Annotated in this window: 18 protein-coding genes; 11 read left to right on the forward strand and 7 right to left on the reverse strand. The window is 69.8% G+C overall.

Translation table 11 applies throughout. From position 1 onward, the window contains the following. Positions 1-75: 75 nt before the first annotated feature. From moaB to ACE3UA_RS03910, 4 genes are read right to left on the reverse strand one after another with little or no spacing between them, the layout of a single operon-like run. A complete protein-coding gene (moaB, locus tag ACE3UA_RS03895) occupies positions 76-618 on the reverse strand; it encodes a molybdenum cofactor biosynthesis protein B (RefSeq protein ID WP_374642712.1) in 543 nt (180 codons plus the stop codon). 15 nt (positions 619-633) lie between these two features. Further along, positions 634-1,263, reverse strand: a complete 630-nt coding sequence (locus tag ACE3UA_RS03900; protein ID WP_374642714.1) for a LysE family translocator — start codon at positions 1,261-1,263, stop codon at positions 634-636. Next, positions 1,264-2,052, reverse strand: a complete 789-nt coding sequence (locus tag ACE3UA_RS03905) for a uracil-DNA glycosylase family protein (RefSeq protein ID WP_374642716.1) — start codon at positions 2,050-2,052, stop codon at positions 1,264-1,266. It abuts the gene before it with no gap. A 46-nt stretch (positions 2,053-2,098) separates the two neighbouring features. After that, positions 2,099-2,287, reverse strand: coding sequence for a hypothetical protein (locus tag ACE3UA_RS03910; protein WP_374642718.1), 189 nt, complete (start codon positions 2,285-2,287; stop codon positions 2,099-2,101). Between the two features lie 99 nt (positions 2,288-2,386). On the opposite strand from ACE3UA_RS03910, the gene ACE3UA_RS03915 reads away from it, so the two are divergent. From ACE3UA_RS03915 to plsY, 5 genes are all read left to right on the forward strand, one after another. Further along, complete coding sequence (locus ACE3UA_RS03915) at positions 2,387-3,349, forward strand: aspartate carbamoyltransferase catalytic subunit (RefSeq protein ID WP_374642720.1); 963 nt, start codon at positions 2,387-2,389, stop codon at positions 3,347-3,349. Positions 3,350-3,521: 172 nt separating this feature from the next. After that, positions 3,522-3,965: a hypothetical protein gene (locus ACE3UA_RS03920; RefSeq protein WP_374642722.1), complete on the forward strand. Its 444-nt coding sequence runs from the start codon at positions 3,522-3,524 to the stop codon at positions 3,963-3,965. Further along, positions 3,962-4,486, forward strand: coding sequence for a hypothetical protein (locus tag ACE3UA_RS03925; RefSeq protein ID WP_374642724.1), 525 nt, complete (start codon positions 3,962-3,964; stop codon positions 4,484-4,486). The genes ACE3UA_RS03920 and ACE3UA_RS03925 overlap by 4 nt, the downstream gene beginning before the upstream one ends. A 64-nt stretch (positions 4,487-4,550) precedes the next feature. Further along, positions 4,551-5,822 (forward strand): dihydroorotase, encoded by a 1,272-nt coding sequence (pyrC, locus tag ACE3UA_RS03930; RefSeq protein WP_374642727.1) that lies wholly within the window; start codon positions 4,551-4,553, stop codon positions 5,820-5,822. Positions 5,823-5,825: 3 nt separating this feature from the next. Continuing rightward, positions 5,826-6,437: a glycerol-3-phosphate 1-O-acyltransferase PlsY gene (gene plsY / locus ACE3UA_RS03935; RefSeq protein ID WP_374642729.1), complete on the forward strand. Its 612-nt coding sequence runs from the start codon at positions 5,826-5,828 to the stop codon at positions 6,435-6,437. A gap of 155 nt (positions 6,438-6,592) precedes the next feature. Here the strand turns inward: plsY and ACE3UA_RS03940 are convergent, their stop codons facing one another. The 3 genes from ACE3UA_RS03940 to ACE3UA_RS03950 all read right to left on the reverse strand — a co-directional run bounded on the left by ACE3UA_RS03940 (position 6,593) and on the right by ACE3UA_RS03950 (position 9,308). Then, complete coding sequence (locus ACE3UA_RS03940; RefSeq protein WP_374642731.1) at positions 6,593-7,939, reverse strand: glutamate--cysteine ligase; 1,347 nt, start codon at positions 7,937-7,939, stop codon at positions 6,593-6,595. A 110-nt stretch (positions 7,940-8,049) separates the two neighbouring features. After that, complete coding sequence (locus ACE3UA_RS03945) at positions 8,050-8,595, reverse strand: hypothetical protein (protein ID WP_374642733.1); 546 nt, start codon at positions 8,593-8,595, stop codon at positions 8,050-8,052. Next, positions 8,592-9,308 (reverse strand): 16S rRNA (uracil(1498)-N(3))-methyltransferase, encoded by a 717-nt coding sequence (locus ACE3UA_RS03950; RefSeq protein WP_374642735.1) that lies wholly within the window; start codon positions 9,306-9,308, stop codon positions 8,592-8,594. Before ACE3UA_RS03950 ends, ACE3UA_RS03945 begins: the two co-directional genes overlap by 4 nt. A gap of 12 nt (positions 9,309-9,320) precedes the next feature. On the opposite strand from ACE3UA_RS03950, the gene ubiA reads away from it, so the two are divergent. The 6 genes from ubiA to ACE3UA_RS03980 all read left to right on the forward strand — a co-directional run bounded on the left by ubiA (position 9,321) and on the right by ACE3UA_RS03980 (position 16,021). Beyond that, positions 9,321-10,295 (forward strand): 4-hydroxybenzoate octaprenyltransferase, encoded by a 975-nt coding sequence (ubiA, locus tag ACE3UA_RS03955; protein WP_374642737.1) that lies wholly within the window; start codon positions 9,321-9,323, stop codon positions 10,293-10,295. Between the two features lie 70 nt (positions 10,296-10,365). Beyond that, positions 10,366-12,351 (forward strand): OmpA family protein, encoded by a 1,986-nt coding sequence (locus tag ACE3UA_RS03960; protein ID WP_374642739.1) that lies wholly within the window; start codon positions 10,366-10,368, stop codon positions 12,349-12,351. Further along, a complete protein-coding gene (locus ACE3UA_RS03965) occupies positions 12,348-12,677 on the forward strand; it encodes a hypothetical protein (protein ID WP_374642741.1) in 330 nt (109 codons plus the stop codon). The genes ACE3UA_RS03960 and ACE3UA_RS03965 overlap by 4 nt, the downstream gene beginning before the upstream one ends. Positions 12,678-12,854: 177 nt before the next feature. Continuing rightward, positions 12,855-14,333 (forward strand): NAD-dependent succinate-semialdehyde dehydrogenase, encoded by a 1,479-nt coding sequence (locus ACE3UA_RS03970; protein WP_374642743.1) that lies wholly within the window; start codon positions 12,855-12,857, stop codon positions 14,331-14,333. A 153-nt stretch (positions 14,334-14,486) separates the two neighbouring features. Then, on the forward strand, positions 14,487-15,341 hold the full coding sequence (yghU, locus tag ACE3UA_RS03975) for a glutathione-dependent disulfide-bond oxidoreductase (RefSeq protein ID WP_374642745.1): 855 nt from the start codon (positions 14,487-14,489) through the stop codon (positions 15,339-15,341). Between the two features lie 197 nt (positions 15,342-15,538). Then, positions 15,539-16,021: a peptidoglycan-binding protein gene (locus ACE3UA_RS03980; RefSeq protein ID WP_374642747.1), complete on the forward strand. Its 483-nt coding sequence runs from the start codon at positions 15,539-15,541 to the stop codon at positions 16,019-16,021. Positions 16,022-16,087 lie beyond the last annotated feature (66 nt).

The raw sequence follows: 16,087 nt of genomic DNA on the forward strand, positions 1-16,087 counted from the left end.
CGCGCAGTCTAGCGCAAGCCGGGGGGCCTGCCAGCCATGGAACGCGCTTCAACGCAGATGTTACGGCCGTCCCGGCTATTTCCGTCGCAGATGTTCTTCCAGCCGGGGCATGATCTCGACAAAGTTGCAGGGCCGGTGGCGGCTGTCGAGTTGCCAGCGCAGGATCTCGTCCCAGGCGTCGCGGCAGGCGCCGGGGCTGCCGGGCAGGGCAAAGAGGTAGGTCCCGCCCGCCACGCCCCCGGTGGCACGGCTTTGCACGGCCGAAGTGCCGATCTTCTGCATCGAGACCATGGTGAAGACGGTGGCGAAGGCCTCGATCTCCTTCTCGTAGACCTCGCGATGGGCCTCGACCGTGACGTCGCGCCCGGTGAGGCCCGTGCCGCCGGTGGTCAGGATCACGTCGACCTGCGGATCGGCGATCCACTGCCGCAGCCGGGACACGATCCCGGCGCGGTCGTCCGGGACGATGCCCCGGTCGGCCAGCAGATGCCCCGCAAGGGTCAGCCGCTCGACCAGGGTGTCGCCGGACTTGTCATCCTCGGGGGTGCGGCTGTCGCTGACCGTCAGCACCGCGATGCGGACCGGGTGGAAGGGCAGGCTCTCGTCGATCCGGGACATTCCAGCTCCGCCGGTTCAGGTTCGGGGCATCAGCGCCAGCCGCAGGGCCAGCGCGCCGAAGATGGTGGCGCTGATCCGCGAAAGCCAGCGCGAAAGGCCCGCCGAGCGGGCGACACGCTGGCCGATGGAGCCCGCGAACAATCCCACCGCGCCGTTGACCAGAAGCCCGCCGAACGAGAACACCAGCCCCAGCGTCAGGAACTGCGGCAGGATCGGGCGCGCGGGATCGACGAATTGCGGCAGGAAGGCCAGGATGAACAGGATCACCTTGGGGTTGAGGAGGTTGACCATCAGCCCCTGCCAGAACGCCCGGCCGGTGGCCGTGGGCACCACCTGCGCCTCGGCCGCGAAGGGCGAGGACCGCAGCGCCCCCGCCGCCAGCCACAGCAGATAGCCCACCCCCAGCCAGCGGATCGCCTCGAACGCCGCCGGATGCGCCTTGACCAGCGCGCCAAGGCCCAGCGCGGCCAGCAGGGTATGCACCATCCCGCCAAGCGCGATGCCGAAATTCGCCGCCATCGCCGCGCGGCGGCCGGATTTCAGCCCCTGTCCCAGGCAGAACATCATGTCCGCCCCCGGCGTCAGGTTCAGCGCCAGGCCGGCGGGGACGAAGGCCAGAAGGGTGAGGGGTTCGACGGATAGCATTCAGCGCAGCCTTGCCTGCAGGGAAAGAAGATCCGCCCAGGCCTCGCGCTTGGCGGCGGGGTTGCGCAGGAGGTAGGCCGGATGGGTCATCGGCAGAAGCGGCCTGCCCAGCGCCTGCGCCCAGTTGCCGCGCGCCCGCAGGATGCCCCTGCCCCCGGTCAGGGCAAAGAGCGGCGTGTTGCCCATGACGACGATCGCCGCCGGGTCCACCAGCGCGATATGCCGCTCGACAAAGGGGCGCATCATGGCGATCTCGGCCGGATCGGGGTCGCGGTTGCCGGGCGGGCGCCAGGGCAGGACATTGGTGATGTAGAGTGCTGACTGCGCGTCGAGGCTGGTGCGGGACAGGCCGATGGCGGCGAACATCCGGTCCAGAAGCTGCCCGGCCCGGCCGACGAAGGGACGGCCCTCGCGGTCCTCCTCGGCCCCCGGGGCCTCGCCCAGGATCAGGACGCGGGCGGCGGGGTTGCCATCGGCAAAGACCGTGTTGCGCGCGCCCCGCTTCAGCTCGCACAGGTCGAAACCGGCGAGCGCGGCGCGCAGATCCTTCAGCGTCGCGGCGCGGGCGGCGGCGGCCCGGGCGACCTCGGCCGGGTCGGCGGCGGCGAACACGGGTTCGGGCGCGGCGGCGGGCCGGGCCAGGGCTGCGGGCTTCGGCGCCTCGGCCGCAAGCTCGTAGCGGTTGACGGGCGCGTCGGAGATGGCCTCGTCCACCCCGGCCTCGCCCAGCCATTCCAGCGCGGCGAGCGCGGCGTGCCAGTCCCCGGCGATGTCGGCGGCGATTCCCATGCGACGAAGGTAAGGCCAAGCCCCGGCGGGAGCCAGAGCGAACCACCTAGCCGAACAGGAGCCGCCAGAAGAAGAACCCCGCCAGTCCCAGGATCAGCGCACGGGCGATCAGCGCGAACAGCAGCCGCGGCAGGTCGAGCGCAACCCTTGCGATGGCGACGACCGTCCCGGCCGTCGAGCGTTCCGGCGGCGGCGGGTCGGGATCGGGCGTCTGCGGGCGGGACCTGTCCTCCATCCGGCCAGCTTAGCAGGCGCCGGCCCCGCTGCAACGCGGCCATTGCCCCCCCGCCCCCGGTTTGCGATAGAGGGCCAAACCGGAAAAGGGGATCCGCCCATGGCCTTCCGCGCCCGCCACCTTCTGGGGATCGAGCAGCTTTCGCCGCTGGAGATCACCACGGTCCTCGACCTGGCCGAGCGATACGTCGACCTCAACCGCCGCACGGTCAAGCAATCGGACGTGCTGGCCGGGATGACGCAGATCAACCTGTTCTTCGAGGCCTCGACCCGCACCCAGTCCAGTTTCGAACTCGCGGGCAAGCGGCTGGGCGCGGATGTGATGAACATGTCGGTCGCCACATCCTCGGTGAAGAAGGGGGAGACCCTGATCGACACCGCGATGACGCTGAACGCGATGCACCCGGACCTGCTGGTCGTCCGGCATGGCTCCTCGGGCGCGGTCAACCTTCTGGCGCAGAAGGTGGATTGCGCGGTGCTGAACGCGGGCGACGGGCGGCACGAGCATCCGACCCAGGCGCTCTTGGACGCGCTGACCATCCGCCGCGCCAAGGGCCGGATCCAGCGCCTGACCGTCGCGATCTGCGGCGACATCGCCCATTCCCGCGTCGCGCGGTCGAACCTGATCCTGCTCGGCAAGATGGAAAACCGCCTGCGCCTGATCGCGCCGCCGACCCTGATGCCCTCGGGCGTCGAGGATTTCGGCTGCGAGCTGTTCGACGACATGCGCGAGGGGCTGAAGGGCGCCGACGTGGTGATGATGCTGCGGCTGCAGAAAGAGCGGATGGACGGCGGCTTCATCCCGTCCGAGCGCGAATATTACCACCGCTATGGCCTCGACGCCGAGAAACTCTCCCACGCCGCGCCGGATGCGATCGTCATGCACCCCGGCCCGATGAACCGGGGGGTGGAGATCGACGGCGACCTGGCCGACGACATCAACCGCAGCGTGATCCAGGACCAGGTGGAGATGGGCGTCGCGGTGCGCATGGCCTGCATGGACCTTTTGGCGCGGAACCTGCGCGCCGAAAGGGGCCGGAAGATCGTGGACATGATGGCGTGACCGGCGCCGCGGGCGTAGGGTGCGCTACAGCGCACCATTGGCGAAAGGCGCGAAGATGATCCCCGACCGCAAACCCACCAAAGCCGAGATGCGCCAGGGCGGCAGGGTCGCCGCCGCCGTCCTCGTCTTCCTCGCCGTCTTCACCCTCGTCATCGTCTGGATCGCCTGAGCCATGGCCCGGATCGAACCCGACAGCATCCTGGGCCATGCCACCCCCCTGCAGGAGGGCGAGCGGCTGGTGGCCGAGTTTCCCGCCGACCGCCAGGCCTATTGGCGCGGGCATCTGATCCTTGCGGTGGTCCTGGGCGTGGCGGCGGGGCTGGTCCTCCTCTGGCAGGGCAGCGCCTGGCCGGTGATGGGGCCGGTGGGCGCGGTCATCGCCATCGGCGCGCGGGCGGCCTTCCTCGCCTCCGAGGCGCTGGCCGAGGTCTGGCTCCTGACCGACCGGCGGCTTCTGGGGCCGGGCGGACGGGCGATCCCGCTGGCGCGGCTGCACTCGGCCCGGCCTTTCCTGGGGGCGGTGCAGATCACCACCACGACCGGCGAGCGGCATCTGATCAAGTACCAGGCCGACCCCGCCGCCGCCGCCAACCGCCTGACGGGCAGCCGCCGATGACATCGCTGGCCATCCCCGCGCATGAGCGTCACGGCATCCGCGTCTTTGCCGCCGCCTTGTCGCCCGAGGCGATGCGGCGCGACAAGGCGGGGCTGGTGGCGGCGCTTTTCGATGATCCGGACCTCGACCCGGCGCATGTCGAGCTGTTCGACACCGCCGACCTGGCCGGGGTCGGCCTTGCCGGCTATCTGGCCGAGGGGCTGGGCGTGTCCGATGCCGCCCTTGCCCCCGACCGCGCCCGGCTGGAGGCGGTTATGGGGCCGGTGCTGATCCTGCACTCCCGCGCCCTGCACGGCCGCGCGGTCACGCTGACCCCCGACCCGCGCCTGACCCTGATCGCCAGCTATGCCGAGGAGCGCCCCCCGGTGCATTTCGAGCCCCTGCCCTCGGCGGCCGCAAAGGGCAGTCTGACGGCGCCCGGCCCCTCGGCCCCGCCCGCCCGCCTGCCGCGCGGGGCGCTGGCCCTGGGCGCGGCGCTGCTCCTCGCGGGCCTCGCGGCCCTGCTCCTCGCCTGGCGCTAGCATGGCTGGACAGGCGGCGCGCAAGGCCGCATATGGCAGCGGATCAGCCAGGAACGGACCCTCCATGACCACGCTGCATTTCCACAACGCCCGCCTGATCGACCCCGAGGCGGGGACCGACGCGCCCGGCAGCCTGACGGTGAGGGGCGGCGTGATCCTGGCCCGGGACGAGAAGGCCCCCAAGGGCGCGGCGATGGTGGATTGCGGCGGCAGGTGCCTCGCCCCCGGCATCGTCGACTGGGGCGTCAAGATCGGCGAGCCGGGCGAGCGGCACCGCGAGAGCTTCGGCTCGGCCGGGCAGGCGGCGGCGGCGGGCGGGGTGACCACGATCATCGCGCGGCCCGATACCAGCCCGGCCATCGACACGCCCGAGACGCTGGAATTCGTCACCCGCCGCGCGGCGGAGAGCCCGGTCCGTATCCGCCACATGGCGGCCCTGACCAAGGGGTGCGAGGGGCGCGAGATGACCGAGATCGGCTTCCTGCGCGATGCGGGCGCGATCGCCTTCACCGATGTCTTCCGCGTCTCGACCAAGGCCAAGGCGATCACCCGGGCGATGGCCTATGCCAAGTCGCTGGGCGCGCTTGTCGTGGGCCATCCGCAGGATCCGGGCCTGTCGCAGGGCGCGGCGGCGACGAGCGGCAAGTTCGCCAGCCTGCGCGGGATTCCCGCCGTCTCGCCCATGGCCGAGCGGATGGGACTGGAGCGCGACCTCGCCCTGGTCGAGATGACGGGGGTGCGCTACCACGCCGACCAGATCACCACCGCGAAGTCCCTGCCCGCGCTGGCCCGGGCAAGGGCGGCGGGGCTGGACGTGACGGCGGGGACCTCGATCCACCACCTGACGTTGAACGAATTCGACGTGGGCGACTACCGGACCTTCTTCAAGGTCACGCCGCCCCTGCGGTCGGAGGTGGACCGGCTGGCCATGGTGGCGGCGGTGGCCGAGGGCACGATCGAGGTGATCAGCTCGATGCACACCCCGGCCGACGAGGAATCGAAGCGCCTGCCCTTCGAGGAAGCCGCCCCCGGCGCGGTCGCGCTGGAGACCTTCCTTCCGGCCGCGATGCGCCTTTATCACGCCGGGCATCTGGACCTGCCGGCGCTGTTCCGGGCGATGGCGCTGAACCCGGCCAACCGGCTGGGCCTGCCGCAGGGCCGGCTGGCGCTGGGCGCTCCGGCGGACCTGATCCTGTTCGACCCCGAGGCGCCCTTCCTGCTGGACCGCTTCAGGCTGCGCTCGAAATCGAAGAACACGCCGTTTGACGGCGCGCGGATGGAAGGTAAGGTGCTGGCCACCTGGGTCGCGGGGACGCAGGTCTTCGCCGCGGAATAACCGATGCCCGAGATTACCAGTCCGACCCTGTTCCTGATCCTGACGGCGGTGCTGTCCTATCTTCTGGGCGCGATTCCCTTCGGGCTGGTCATCACCCGCGCGATGGGGCTGGGCGACCTGCGCAAGATCGGCTCGGGCAATATCGGGGCGACCAACGTGCTGCGGACCGGCAACAAGGCGGCGGCGCTGGCGACGCTGCTGCTGGACGCGGGCAAGGGCGGGATCGCGGTGCTGATCGCGCGGGCGCTTCTGGCCGAGGATGCGGCGCAGCTGGCGGGGCTGATGGCCTTTCTGGGCCACCTGTTCCCGGTCTGGCTGGGCTTCCGGGGCGGCAAGGGGGTGGCGACCTTCCTGGGCACGCTGCTTGCGCTGGCCTGGCCGGTGGGGCTGGCGGCCTGCGCGACCTGGCTGGTCGCGGCGGCCCTGCTGCGGATCTCCTCGGCGGCGGCGCTGGTCTCGGCGGCGTCGAGCGCGGGCTGGGTGTTCTGGTTCGGCGAGGGCCGGCTTCTGATCCTGGTCGTGGTGCTGACGATCCTGATATATATCCGGCACGCCGAGAACCTGCGGCGGATCAAGGCGGGGACCGAGCCGCGCATCGGGCGCAAGCGGGCCTGACTGTCCACGGTGGACAGTTTTGTCCATTGAATGAAATCAATGGGTTGCCTTCGGGCGTTTACCTTTCGGCAAGACTTCCGGCTGCTCGTCGATGACTTCGTCACTCCTCGCGGGCGGCCGACGAGGAGACGAAGTCGAACGAGGAGGCGGCCGAGCTAGAGGCTCGACGCCTCGTAAAGCGGGGTGAGGTCGCGGTTCCAGGGGCCGTTGTAAAGCTCCAGCCACCTGTCGGCCTGCACCTTGCCGGATTTCAGGCTTTCGACCAGCGGGCGCAGCTGCGCCTCTTCGCCCAGGCCGCGCGCGGCAAGGCCGGCATGGGAGAGGCCGACCGCCGCGCGGGCGAGGTCGAGCAGCTTCACCCCGCCCGCCTCTCCGGCCAGGGCCGAGACCGAGGCCGCGACCCGCAGGCCCTCGCGCGTCTCGGCGTCGAAGCCCTTCACCAGGTCCCAGGCCGCATCCAGCGCGGTCTGGTCGTACATCAGCCCGACCCAGAAGGCGGGAAGTGCGGCGATATGGGCCTGGTCGCCGCAATCCGCCCCGCGCATCTCGATGTATTTCTTCACCCGCGCCTCGGGGAAGACGGTGGTCATGTGGTCGGCCCAGTCCGAGAGCGTGGGCTTCTCGCCCGGCAGCGCGGGCAGTTCGCCCTTCAGGAAGTCGCGGAACGACTGCCCCAGCGCGTTGATGTATCTGCCGTCGCGGTAGACGAAATACATCGGCACATCCAGCACCCAGTCGACGTAACGCTGGAAGCCCATCCCGTCCTCGAAGGCGAAGGGCAGCATCCCGGTGCGGCTGTCGTCCAGCCCGCGCCAGATCCGGCTGCGCCAGCTGCGGTGGCCATTGGGCTTGCCCTCGAAGAAGGGGGAGGAGGCGAAAAGCGCGGTCGCCACCGGCTGCAGCGCCAGCGCGACGCGCAGCTTCCGGACCATGTCGGATTCGGAGGCGTAGTCGAGATTCACCTGCACCGTCGCGGTGCGATACATCATCTGCGTGCCATGGGTGCCGACGCGGCCCATGTAATCGGTCATCAGCCGATACCGCCCCTTGGGCATCACCGGCATCTGGTCATGCGTCCAGTCCGGCGGCGCGCCGATCCCCATGAAGCGCACGCCCATCGGCCCGGCGATCGAGCGGACCTCGTCCAGGTGCTGCTGCAACTCGGCCGCGACGTCCAGCGTCGAGACGAGGGGGGCGCCCGAAAGCTCGAACTGGCCGCCGGGTTCGAGGCTGACATTGGCGCCATCGCGGGTCAGGCCGATGATGTTCTCGCCCTCGCGCAGGGGTTGCCAGCCGTAGCGGGCGACGAGCGCGTCGAAGATCGCCGAGATCGAGCGGTCGCCGGCATAGGGCAAGGGCAGGCGGCTGTCGGTGAGCCAGCCGAATTTCTCGTGCTCGGCGCCGATGCGCCACTGGTCGCGCGGCTTGCAGCCGGATTCGAGCAGGCCGGCCAGCTGGTCGAGGCTTTCGATGGGTCCGCCGCCGGACTGGGGGATGGACATGGGCAGGCTCCGGGGCTGGATGCGTTGGCTACGGCGGCTAGGCCGGGCGCCAACAGGTGTCAAGCGACAAGGGGCGAGTCAAGGGGGGGCGGGGCGGTGCGACCTTTGCGTCAGCGCAAGGCAACGCCCTGTCCCCGGCGCGCCCAGATCAGGTGGTCGACCTCGGCCAGGGCGATGACGCGGCTGTCGGGGGCCGGGCCTTCGGATCCGAGAGCGGCGACAAGCGCGGCGGTGTCCATGCCGGGAAGGGCAGCGAAAGCGTCGAAGAGGGCGTCCGCCCCCTCGGCCTCGACCGGGATATGAAGAAGCTGGCCGTCGGCCTGTTTCAGCTTCCAGATGCGGCGGCCGCGCAGGGTGAGAAGGCGGATCTCGATCAGGTCGGGCAGGCCGATGAAGCCGCCAGTGCGCGGCCCCATATAGGCGATCTGCGCCTCGGTCACGCGCAGGATGCCGGGGGCCTCGCCCGGCTGGTGAAAGCGCAGGCGGCGCCAGGAGGTGAGCGCCCAGCCCGCGCCCATGGCGAGAAACGCAAGGCCGAGGGGGGTGAGGAGATAGCCGCCCTGCCAGGCGGTCCAGAGGCCGAACAGCGCAAGCCCAAGCGCGGCGATCACTTCGCGCCAGCGCAGGAGCCCGGCCTGCAACTCGGGCCGGATCACCGCCAGTCCCCGCAGGCGGCCTGCCAGAGGGTGATGGCGGCGACGGCGGCGGTATCGGCGCGCAGGATCCTGGGGCCGAGGCTGAGGGGGGTGACATTCGGACGGGCGCGGAGTTTCGCGATTTCTTCGGTCGAGAAACCGCCCTCGGGGCCGATCAGGATGGCGGCGGGGCCGGTCGCGGGGGTCAGGGTGGCGGGCTGGCCGAGGGCGGTTTCGTCGCACCAGTAGAGGCGGCGATCCTCGGGCCATTGCGCCAGGAGCCTGGCGAGCGGCTGGAGGTCCGCGACCTCCGGCACGAAGGTCGCGCCGCATTGCTCGGCCGCCTCGGTGGCATGGGCTTGCAGGCGGTCCTGGCGGATGCGTTCGGAATTGGTGTGGCGGGTCTGGACCGGCAGGATGCGGGCGACGCCGAGTTCGACGGCCTTCTCCACGATGAAATCGGTGCGGGCCTTCTTGATCGGCGCGAAGAGAAGCCAGAGGTCGGGCGGCAGGTGCAGGGGCCGGGTCCGCGCCTCGCAGGTGGCGATGGCATTGCGCTTGCCCGCGGCGGCAAGGGTGGCCCGCCATTCCCCGTCGCGGCCGTTGAACAGAAGCACCGGGTCGCCCACCGCCAGCCGCATGACGCCGACAAGGTAATGCGCCTGGTCCTGTGACAGGGCGACGGCTTGCCCCGGGGCAAGCGGCTGGTCTACATGAAGCCTGATCTCCGACATGAGCGTGACCCTATGTCCCTGCCGTCGCAATTTCCAGAGCCCGCGGGCCCAGAGCCTGCTGGCGCCGTGGCCGATGCGCCGAAGGGCAACTGGGTGGACCTTTACGCCCCGCAGTGGACGCGGCCCTATCTGCGGCTGTCCCGCGCCGACCGGCCGATCGGGACCTGGCTGCTCTATATCCCCTGCCTCTGGGCGCTGGCTCTTGCCGGGGGGGCGGGCGGGTTCACCGCCTGGGACCTGTGGCTGGCCCTCTCCTGCGGGGTGGGGGCCTTCCTGATGCGGGGGGCGGGCTGCACCTGGAACGACATCACCGACCGGCATATCGACGGCTCGGTCGCGCGGACGCGGAGCCGGCCGATCCCCTCGGGCCAGGTCACGGTGCGGCAGGCGCTGGTCTGGATGGCGGTGCAGACGCTGGTCGCGGGCGGGATCCTGCTGACCTACAACCGGCTGGCGGTGGGGCTGGGCCTGGCCTCGCTGGCGCTGGTGGCGATCTATCCCTTCGCCAAGCGTTTCACCTGGTGGCCGCAGGTCTTCCTGGGGCTGGCGTTCAACTGGGGCGCGATCCTGCTCTGGGCGGCCCATGCGGGAAGCCTGGCCCCGGCGGCGGTGCTGCTTTATGCGGCGGGAATCGCCTGGACGCTGTATTACGACACGATCTATGCGCATCAGGACCGCGAGGACGATGCGCTGATCGGGGTGAAGTCCACCGCGCGGCTGTTCGGCGACAAGAGCCGGGCCTGGCTTTGGGGCTTCTTCGTGCTGGTGATGCTGCTGTTCGCCGGGGCGGCGGTGGCGGCGCATGCGGCCCTGATGCCGCTGGTCGTGGGGCTGCTCGGGGTCTGGGCGATGGGCTGGCATATCGTGGGGCAGATGCTACGGCTGGACCTGGACGACCCGGCCTCGTGCCTGGCGGCGTTCCGGGCGAACCGGAACGCGGGGCTGATCCCTGTGCCGTTTCTTGCCGTCGCCGGATGGCTTGGTTGAACAAGGGGCCCCGAACCCCTAGGAAGCCCCTGGCGCGCGCCCTGCGCCTGAGTCGCCCCTGCCGGTTTTCGTGCTGCCCCTGATCCGCAAGTTCTCATCGACCACGCTGGCGCTGCTGGCGTTCATCCTGGCGGCGATCGTCATGGTTTCGGTCGCCTATGGCACCGCCCTGGTCATCGAATCGCGCAGCCGCCACGCGGTCGAGGCCAGGCTGGCCGAACAGGGGATCGACTGGATCACCGTCCGGACCGACGGGCTGCAGGTGCAGCTGTCCGGCACCGCCCCGAACGAGGCGGCGCGGTTCCGGGCGGTCAACCTGGTCGGCGCGATCATCGACAGTTCGCGCATCCGCGACGGGCTGGACGTGGCCCCCGCCTCGGCGATCAAGGCGCCGGATTTCTCGGTCCAGATGCTGCGCACCGAGGACGGGGTCCAGCTCATCGGCCTGATGCCGCTGAAAGCGGCCGAGGGCGCGCTGTCGGAGGAGGCCCTGGCCGAGGCCGCCGCTGCCCTGACACCGGGGATCGAGCCGAAGAATATCCTGGAAAGCGCGGATTATCCCGCACCCGCGACCTGGGGGGCCGCGCTCGACTTCGGGCTGGAGGCGCTGCGGCGGCTGCCGCGTTCCAAGGTCTCGGTCACGGCGAAGGTGGTCGAGGTCACGGCGATCTCGGACAGCGCGGCGCAGAAGCGCGAGCTGGAACGCAAGCTGCGCGATCTTGCGCCCGAGGGCGTGCAGCTGGTGCTGGACATCTCTGCCCCGCGGCCGGTGATCACCCCCTTCACGCTGCGCTTCGTCGTCGACGGCGAGGGCGCGCGGTTCGACAGCTGCTCGGCCGACACCGACCGGGCGCAGCGCCAGATCCTTGCGGCGGCGGCCAAGGCCGGGGTGACCGGCACGCCCGCCTGCACCATCGGCCTGGGCACCCCCACCCCGCGCTGGGCCGAGGCCGTGGTCCAGACCATCGCCGCGCTGGCCGAGCTTGGCTCGGGCTCGGTCACCTTCTCGGACGGCGACGTGACATTGCTGGCCGGCAGCGACGTGACCCAGGCGGCCTTCGACAAGGTGGTCGGGGAACTGGAGACCGGCCTGCCGGATGCCTTCTCGCTGACCTCGACGCTGGAGAAGAAGGAAACCGCGACCCAGGGCCCGGCCGAGTTCACCGCGACCCTGTCCGGGGACGGCAAGGTCATCCTGCGCGGCCGCCTGACCGACGAGATGCAGCGCCAGGCCGTCGATGCCTTCGCCCGCGCCGCCTTCGAGGGCGCCGAGGTGGTGACCGCGACGCGGGTGGACGCCACCCTGCCCGACGGCTGGCCGATCCGGGTGCTGGCCGGGCTGCAGGCCCTGTCGCTGGTGGACAACGGTTCGCTTCTGGTGCGGGCGGATACGGTGGAGGTGACGGGCGTCACCGGCTCGACCGAGGCGCGGGGCAAGATCACGCAGATCCTCTCGGGCGAGCTGGGCCAGGGCCAGACCTTCCGGGTGAACGTCCGCTATGACGAGGCGCTGGACCCGGTCGCCGCGCTGCCGACGCCCGAGGAATGCGCGGCCGACGTGAACCGGGTGATCGCGCGCACCAAGATCACCTTCACCCCCGCCTCGGCCGAGATCGCCACCACGGCGCGGCCGGTGCTGGACGAGCTGGCCGGGATCCTGACCAGCTGCCCGCCGATGCAGATGGAGATCGGCGGCCATACCGATGCGCAGGGCTCGGAAGGCGGGAACCTGGCGCTGAGCCAGGCCCGGGCCGAGGCGGTGCTTCTGGCGCTGCAGGGGCGGCGGGTGGACATCTCGGGCATGACGGCGGTGGGCTATGGCGAATCGCAGCCGATCGCCGAGAACGATTCCGACGAGGGGCGCGAGAGGAACCGGCGGATCGAATTCGTCCTAAAGGGCCATCCGGCGCCCGCGCCGGCGGTCGAAACGACCGCAGCGGCCGGGACGGCCGGGGCCGGCGCGGCGGTCGACACCAGCCCCTCTGTTGCTCCGACGGAAAAGACGATACGACCCTTGCCGCGGCCCGATGACCTTGCGGCCGAGGGAAGCCCATGAACCGCACCGAATACGTCATCGCCACCGCCATCATCCTCATGGTCGCCTTCGCGATGGGCTGGTTCGCCCATTGGGTGCTGCACCGCTTCACCCGGGTGAAGGGCGGCGACATGGCCGAGATGGACAAGCTGGCGCAATCGCTGCACGAGGCCGAGGAACTGCGCGACCAGGCGCTGGCCTATATGGAGCAGCGCGAGGCCGAGCTGACCAACCACATCAGCCAGACCGAGGCCGAACTGAAGGCGGCGATGGAGGGGCTGCGCGAGGCGCGGCAGGAGGCCGAGGAGATGCGCGGCTATATCGAGCGGATGCACGCGAACGGCTGAGGCGGGCCAAATTCCTTCGAAGGAATTTGCAAATCTTTTCGAAAAGATTTGTGCCCCTGCCCGGCGGATGGTGCCAGTCCATGGGCGATCCGCGGCAACGCTGGCCCGATCCGGCCGGTGAAACTGGACATTCGGCCGCCCGCATGGCAGGCCTTGCGGCAATCAATGGAGGCTTTGATGCTCGATTCCGTGACCGACCTCGCGTCGCTTCTGAAAGATCCCTCGCTTCTGGTGACCAAGGCCTATGTCGCCGGCGAATGGGTCGGTGCCGATGACGGCACCACCTTCCCGGTGACCAACCCGGCGCGCGGCGACGTGATCTGCGAACTGCCGAACCTCGGCCGGGCCGAGACCGCGCGGGCGATCAAGGCCGCGCACAAGGCGCATCGCGAATGGGCCGCCCGCACCGCCAAGGAGCGCGCGCAGGTGCTGCGCAAGTGGTTCGACCTGTGCATGGCGAACCAGGACGACCTGGCGACGATCCTGACCGCCGAGATGGGCAAGCCGCTGGCCGAGGCCAAGGGCGAGATCGCCTATGGCTCCTCCTACATCGAGTTCTACGGGGAAGAGGCCAAGCGCACCTATGGCGACATCATCCCCGGCCACCAGCGCGACAAGCGCATCCATGTGCTGAAGCAGCCGATCGGGGTGGCGGCCTCGATCACGCCGTGGAACTTCCCCAATGCGATGATCGCGCGGAAGGTGGCCCCGGCGCTGGCGGCGGGTTGCGGCTTTGTCGCGCGCCCGGCGGCGGAAACCCCGCTCTCGGCCCTGGCGCTGGCGGTGCTGGCGGAACGGGCGGGGATTCCGGCGGGGCTGTTCTCGGTCATCACCTCGAAGCGGTCGTCCGACATCGGCAAGGAGTTCTGCGAGAACCCGCTGATCCGCAAGCTGACCTTCACCGGCTCCACCGAGGTCGGGCGCATCCTGCTGAAGCAGGCCGCCGACCAGATCCTGAAATGCAGCATGGAACTGGGCGGCAACGCGCCCTTCATCGTCTTCGACGACGCCGACCTGGATGCGGCGGTCGAGGGGGCGATGATCTCCAAGTTCCGCAACAACGGCCAGACCTGCGTCTGCGCCAACCGGATCTATGTGCAGGCCGGGGTCTATGACGCCTTCGCCAAGAAGCTGGCGGCGGCGGTGGACAAGCTGTCGATCGGCGACGGGCTGAAGTCCGGGGTCACGACGGGCCCGCTGATCAACGAGGCCGCGGTCGAGAAGGTCGAGGAACATATCGCCGACGTGGTGAAGGGCGGCGGCGAGGTCGTGACCGGCGGCAAGCGGCATGACCTGGGCGGGACCTTCTTCCAGCCGACCGTCGTGACCGGGGTGAAGCCCGACATGAAGGTCGCGCAGGAGGAAACCTTCGGCCCGCTGGCGCCCCTGTTCAAGTTCGACACCGAGGAAGAGGTGATCGAGATGGCGAACAACACCATCTTCGGCCTGGCGTCCTATTTCTACGCCCGCGACATCGGCCGGATCACCCGCGTGCAGGAGGCGCTGGAATACGGCATGGTCGGCGTCAACACCGGCCTCATCTCGAACGAGATGGCGCCCTTCGGCGGCGTCAAGCAGTCGGGCCTGGGCCGCGAGGGCTCTCGCCACGGGCTGGACGACTATATGGAGCTGAAATACGTCTGCCTGTCGGTCTGAGCCGGGGCACAGGATGCAGGGGGCGGTCTTCGGGCCGCCCCTTTTGCATTGGCTGTGCATTTGTGCAGCCCCTTGCCGCAGGCCGGCCTCTGGAACCCCGGCAGGCGATGCACTAGCTTTTCGGTTCAGGTTCAACGGATGCAAGGTCCAGCCATGCCCAACGACTATACCCCGCCGAAGGTCTGGAAATGGGAGGCGCCCTCGGGCGGCACTTTCGCCAACATCAACCGCCCCGTCGCCGGGCCGACGCATGACAAGGCGCTGCCGGTGGGCCGGCATCCGTTGCAGCTCTACTCGCTGGCGACGCCGAACGGGATCAAGGTCTCGATCCTGCTGGAGGAGCTGCTGGAGGCGGGTTTCGATGCCGAATATGACGCCTGGCTGATCGAGATCGGCAAGGGCGACCAGTTCGGCAGCGGCTTTGTCGAGGTGAACCCGAACTCGAAGATCCCGGCGCTGATGGACCATTCGGCCAACCCGCCGCAAAGGGTGTTCGAAAGCGCCTCGATCATGCTGTACCTGGCCGAGAAGTTCGGCGGCGCCTTCATCCCGAAGGACCGGCGCGAGCGCACCGAGATGTTCAGCTGGCTGTTCTGGCAGATGGGGTCCGCGCCCTTCGTCGGCGGCGGTTTCGGGCATTTCTACCATTATGCGCCGGTGAAGATCGAATATGCGATCAACCGCTATGCGATGGAGGCCAAGCGCCAGCTTGACGTGCTGGACCGGCATCTGGCGCGGAACGAGTGGATGGCGGGCGACTATTCGCTGGCCGACATGGCGATCTATGCCTGGTACGGCGGGCTGGTGCTGGGCCGGTCCTACAACGCGGCCGAGTTCCTGGACGCGGCGAGCTATGGCAACGTCATGGAATGGGCAAAGCGCATCGACGCGCGGCCGGCGGTGATCCGGGGCCGCAAGGTCAACCGCAACTGGGGCGAGCCCTGGGAGCAACTGCCCGAGCGCCATTCCGCCGCCGATTTCGACGCGCTGCCGAAAGCCCCGGCCTGACATCCGGTCCCCGCGCATCCGGCCGCCATCCGCAAGGTGGCGGCCGCCTTCGTCAAATCACTGATTTCATTCGCGTTATCCGATAACAACCCCGCGTTTTCCCCTAACGTGCCAGCGTTTTTGCCTAGCGTGGCCCGAAGACCCATACCCTTTGGCATCGACCCGAACTGCTCGGGTCAACTGCGAAAGGACATGACATGCTGCTCTCTGTCACCAAGGCCCGGACCTCTCTGGTCGCCGCCCTCACCGCCGCCGCCATCGCCGCCGTGCCTGCCGCACCGGCACTGGCCTGGGGCGACAAGGAACAGGGCTTCGTCGCCGGGGTCGCCACCGCCGTGATCGTGGACGAACTGCTGAAACAGGGCCGCATGGCCCGCGAGGCGCGCCGCGCGCCGCGGACCGTCTATGTCGAGCCGCGCAGCACCTATGAGCCGGCCTACCGCTCGACCTCGGTCTATGCCACGCCCGCGGCGAAGGCGTTCCAGAGCTATTCGCTGGGCGAGCGCAAGGCGATCCAGCGCAACCTGCGCGCCTGGGGCTATTATCGCGGCGGCATCGACGGCGCCTTCGGCCCCGGCACCTATAACGCGGTCACCGCCTATGCCCGGGACGAGGGCCAGTCGGCCAGCCTGCGGTCGGCCTCCGGGGCCTATGCGGTCTACGACGGGCTGCTGTTCTGATCGCCGACCCCCAGGTGATGGAAGAACTTGGCAGACCCCGTGCCCCCGGTCCGGAGCCGCTTCGGG

The organism is Tabrizicola sp. (assembly GCF_041919135.1).
Classification (GTDB): Bacteria; Pseudomonadota; Alphaproteobacteria; order Rhodobacterales; family Rhodobacteraceae; genus Tabrizicola.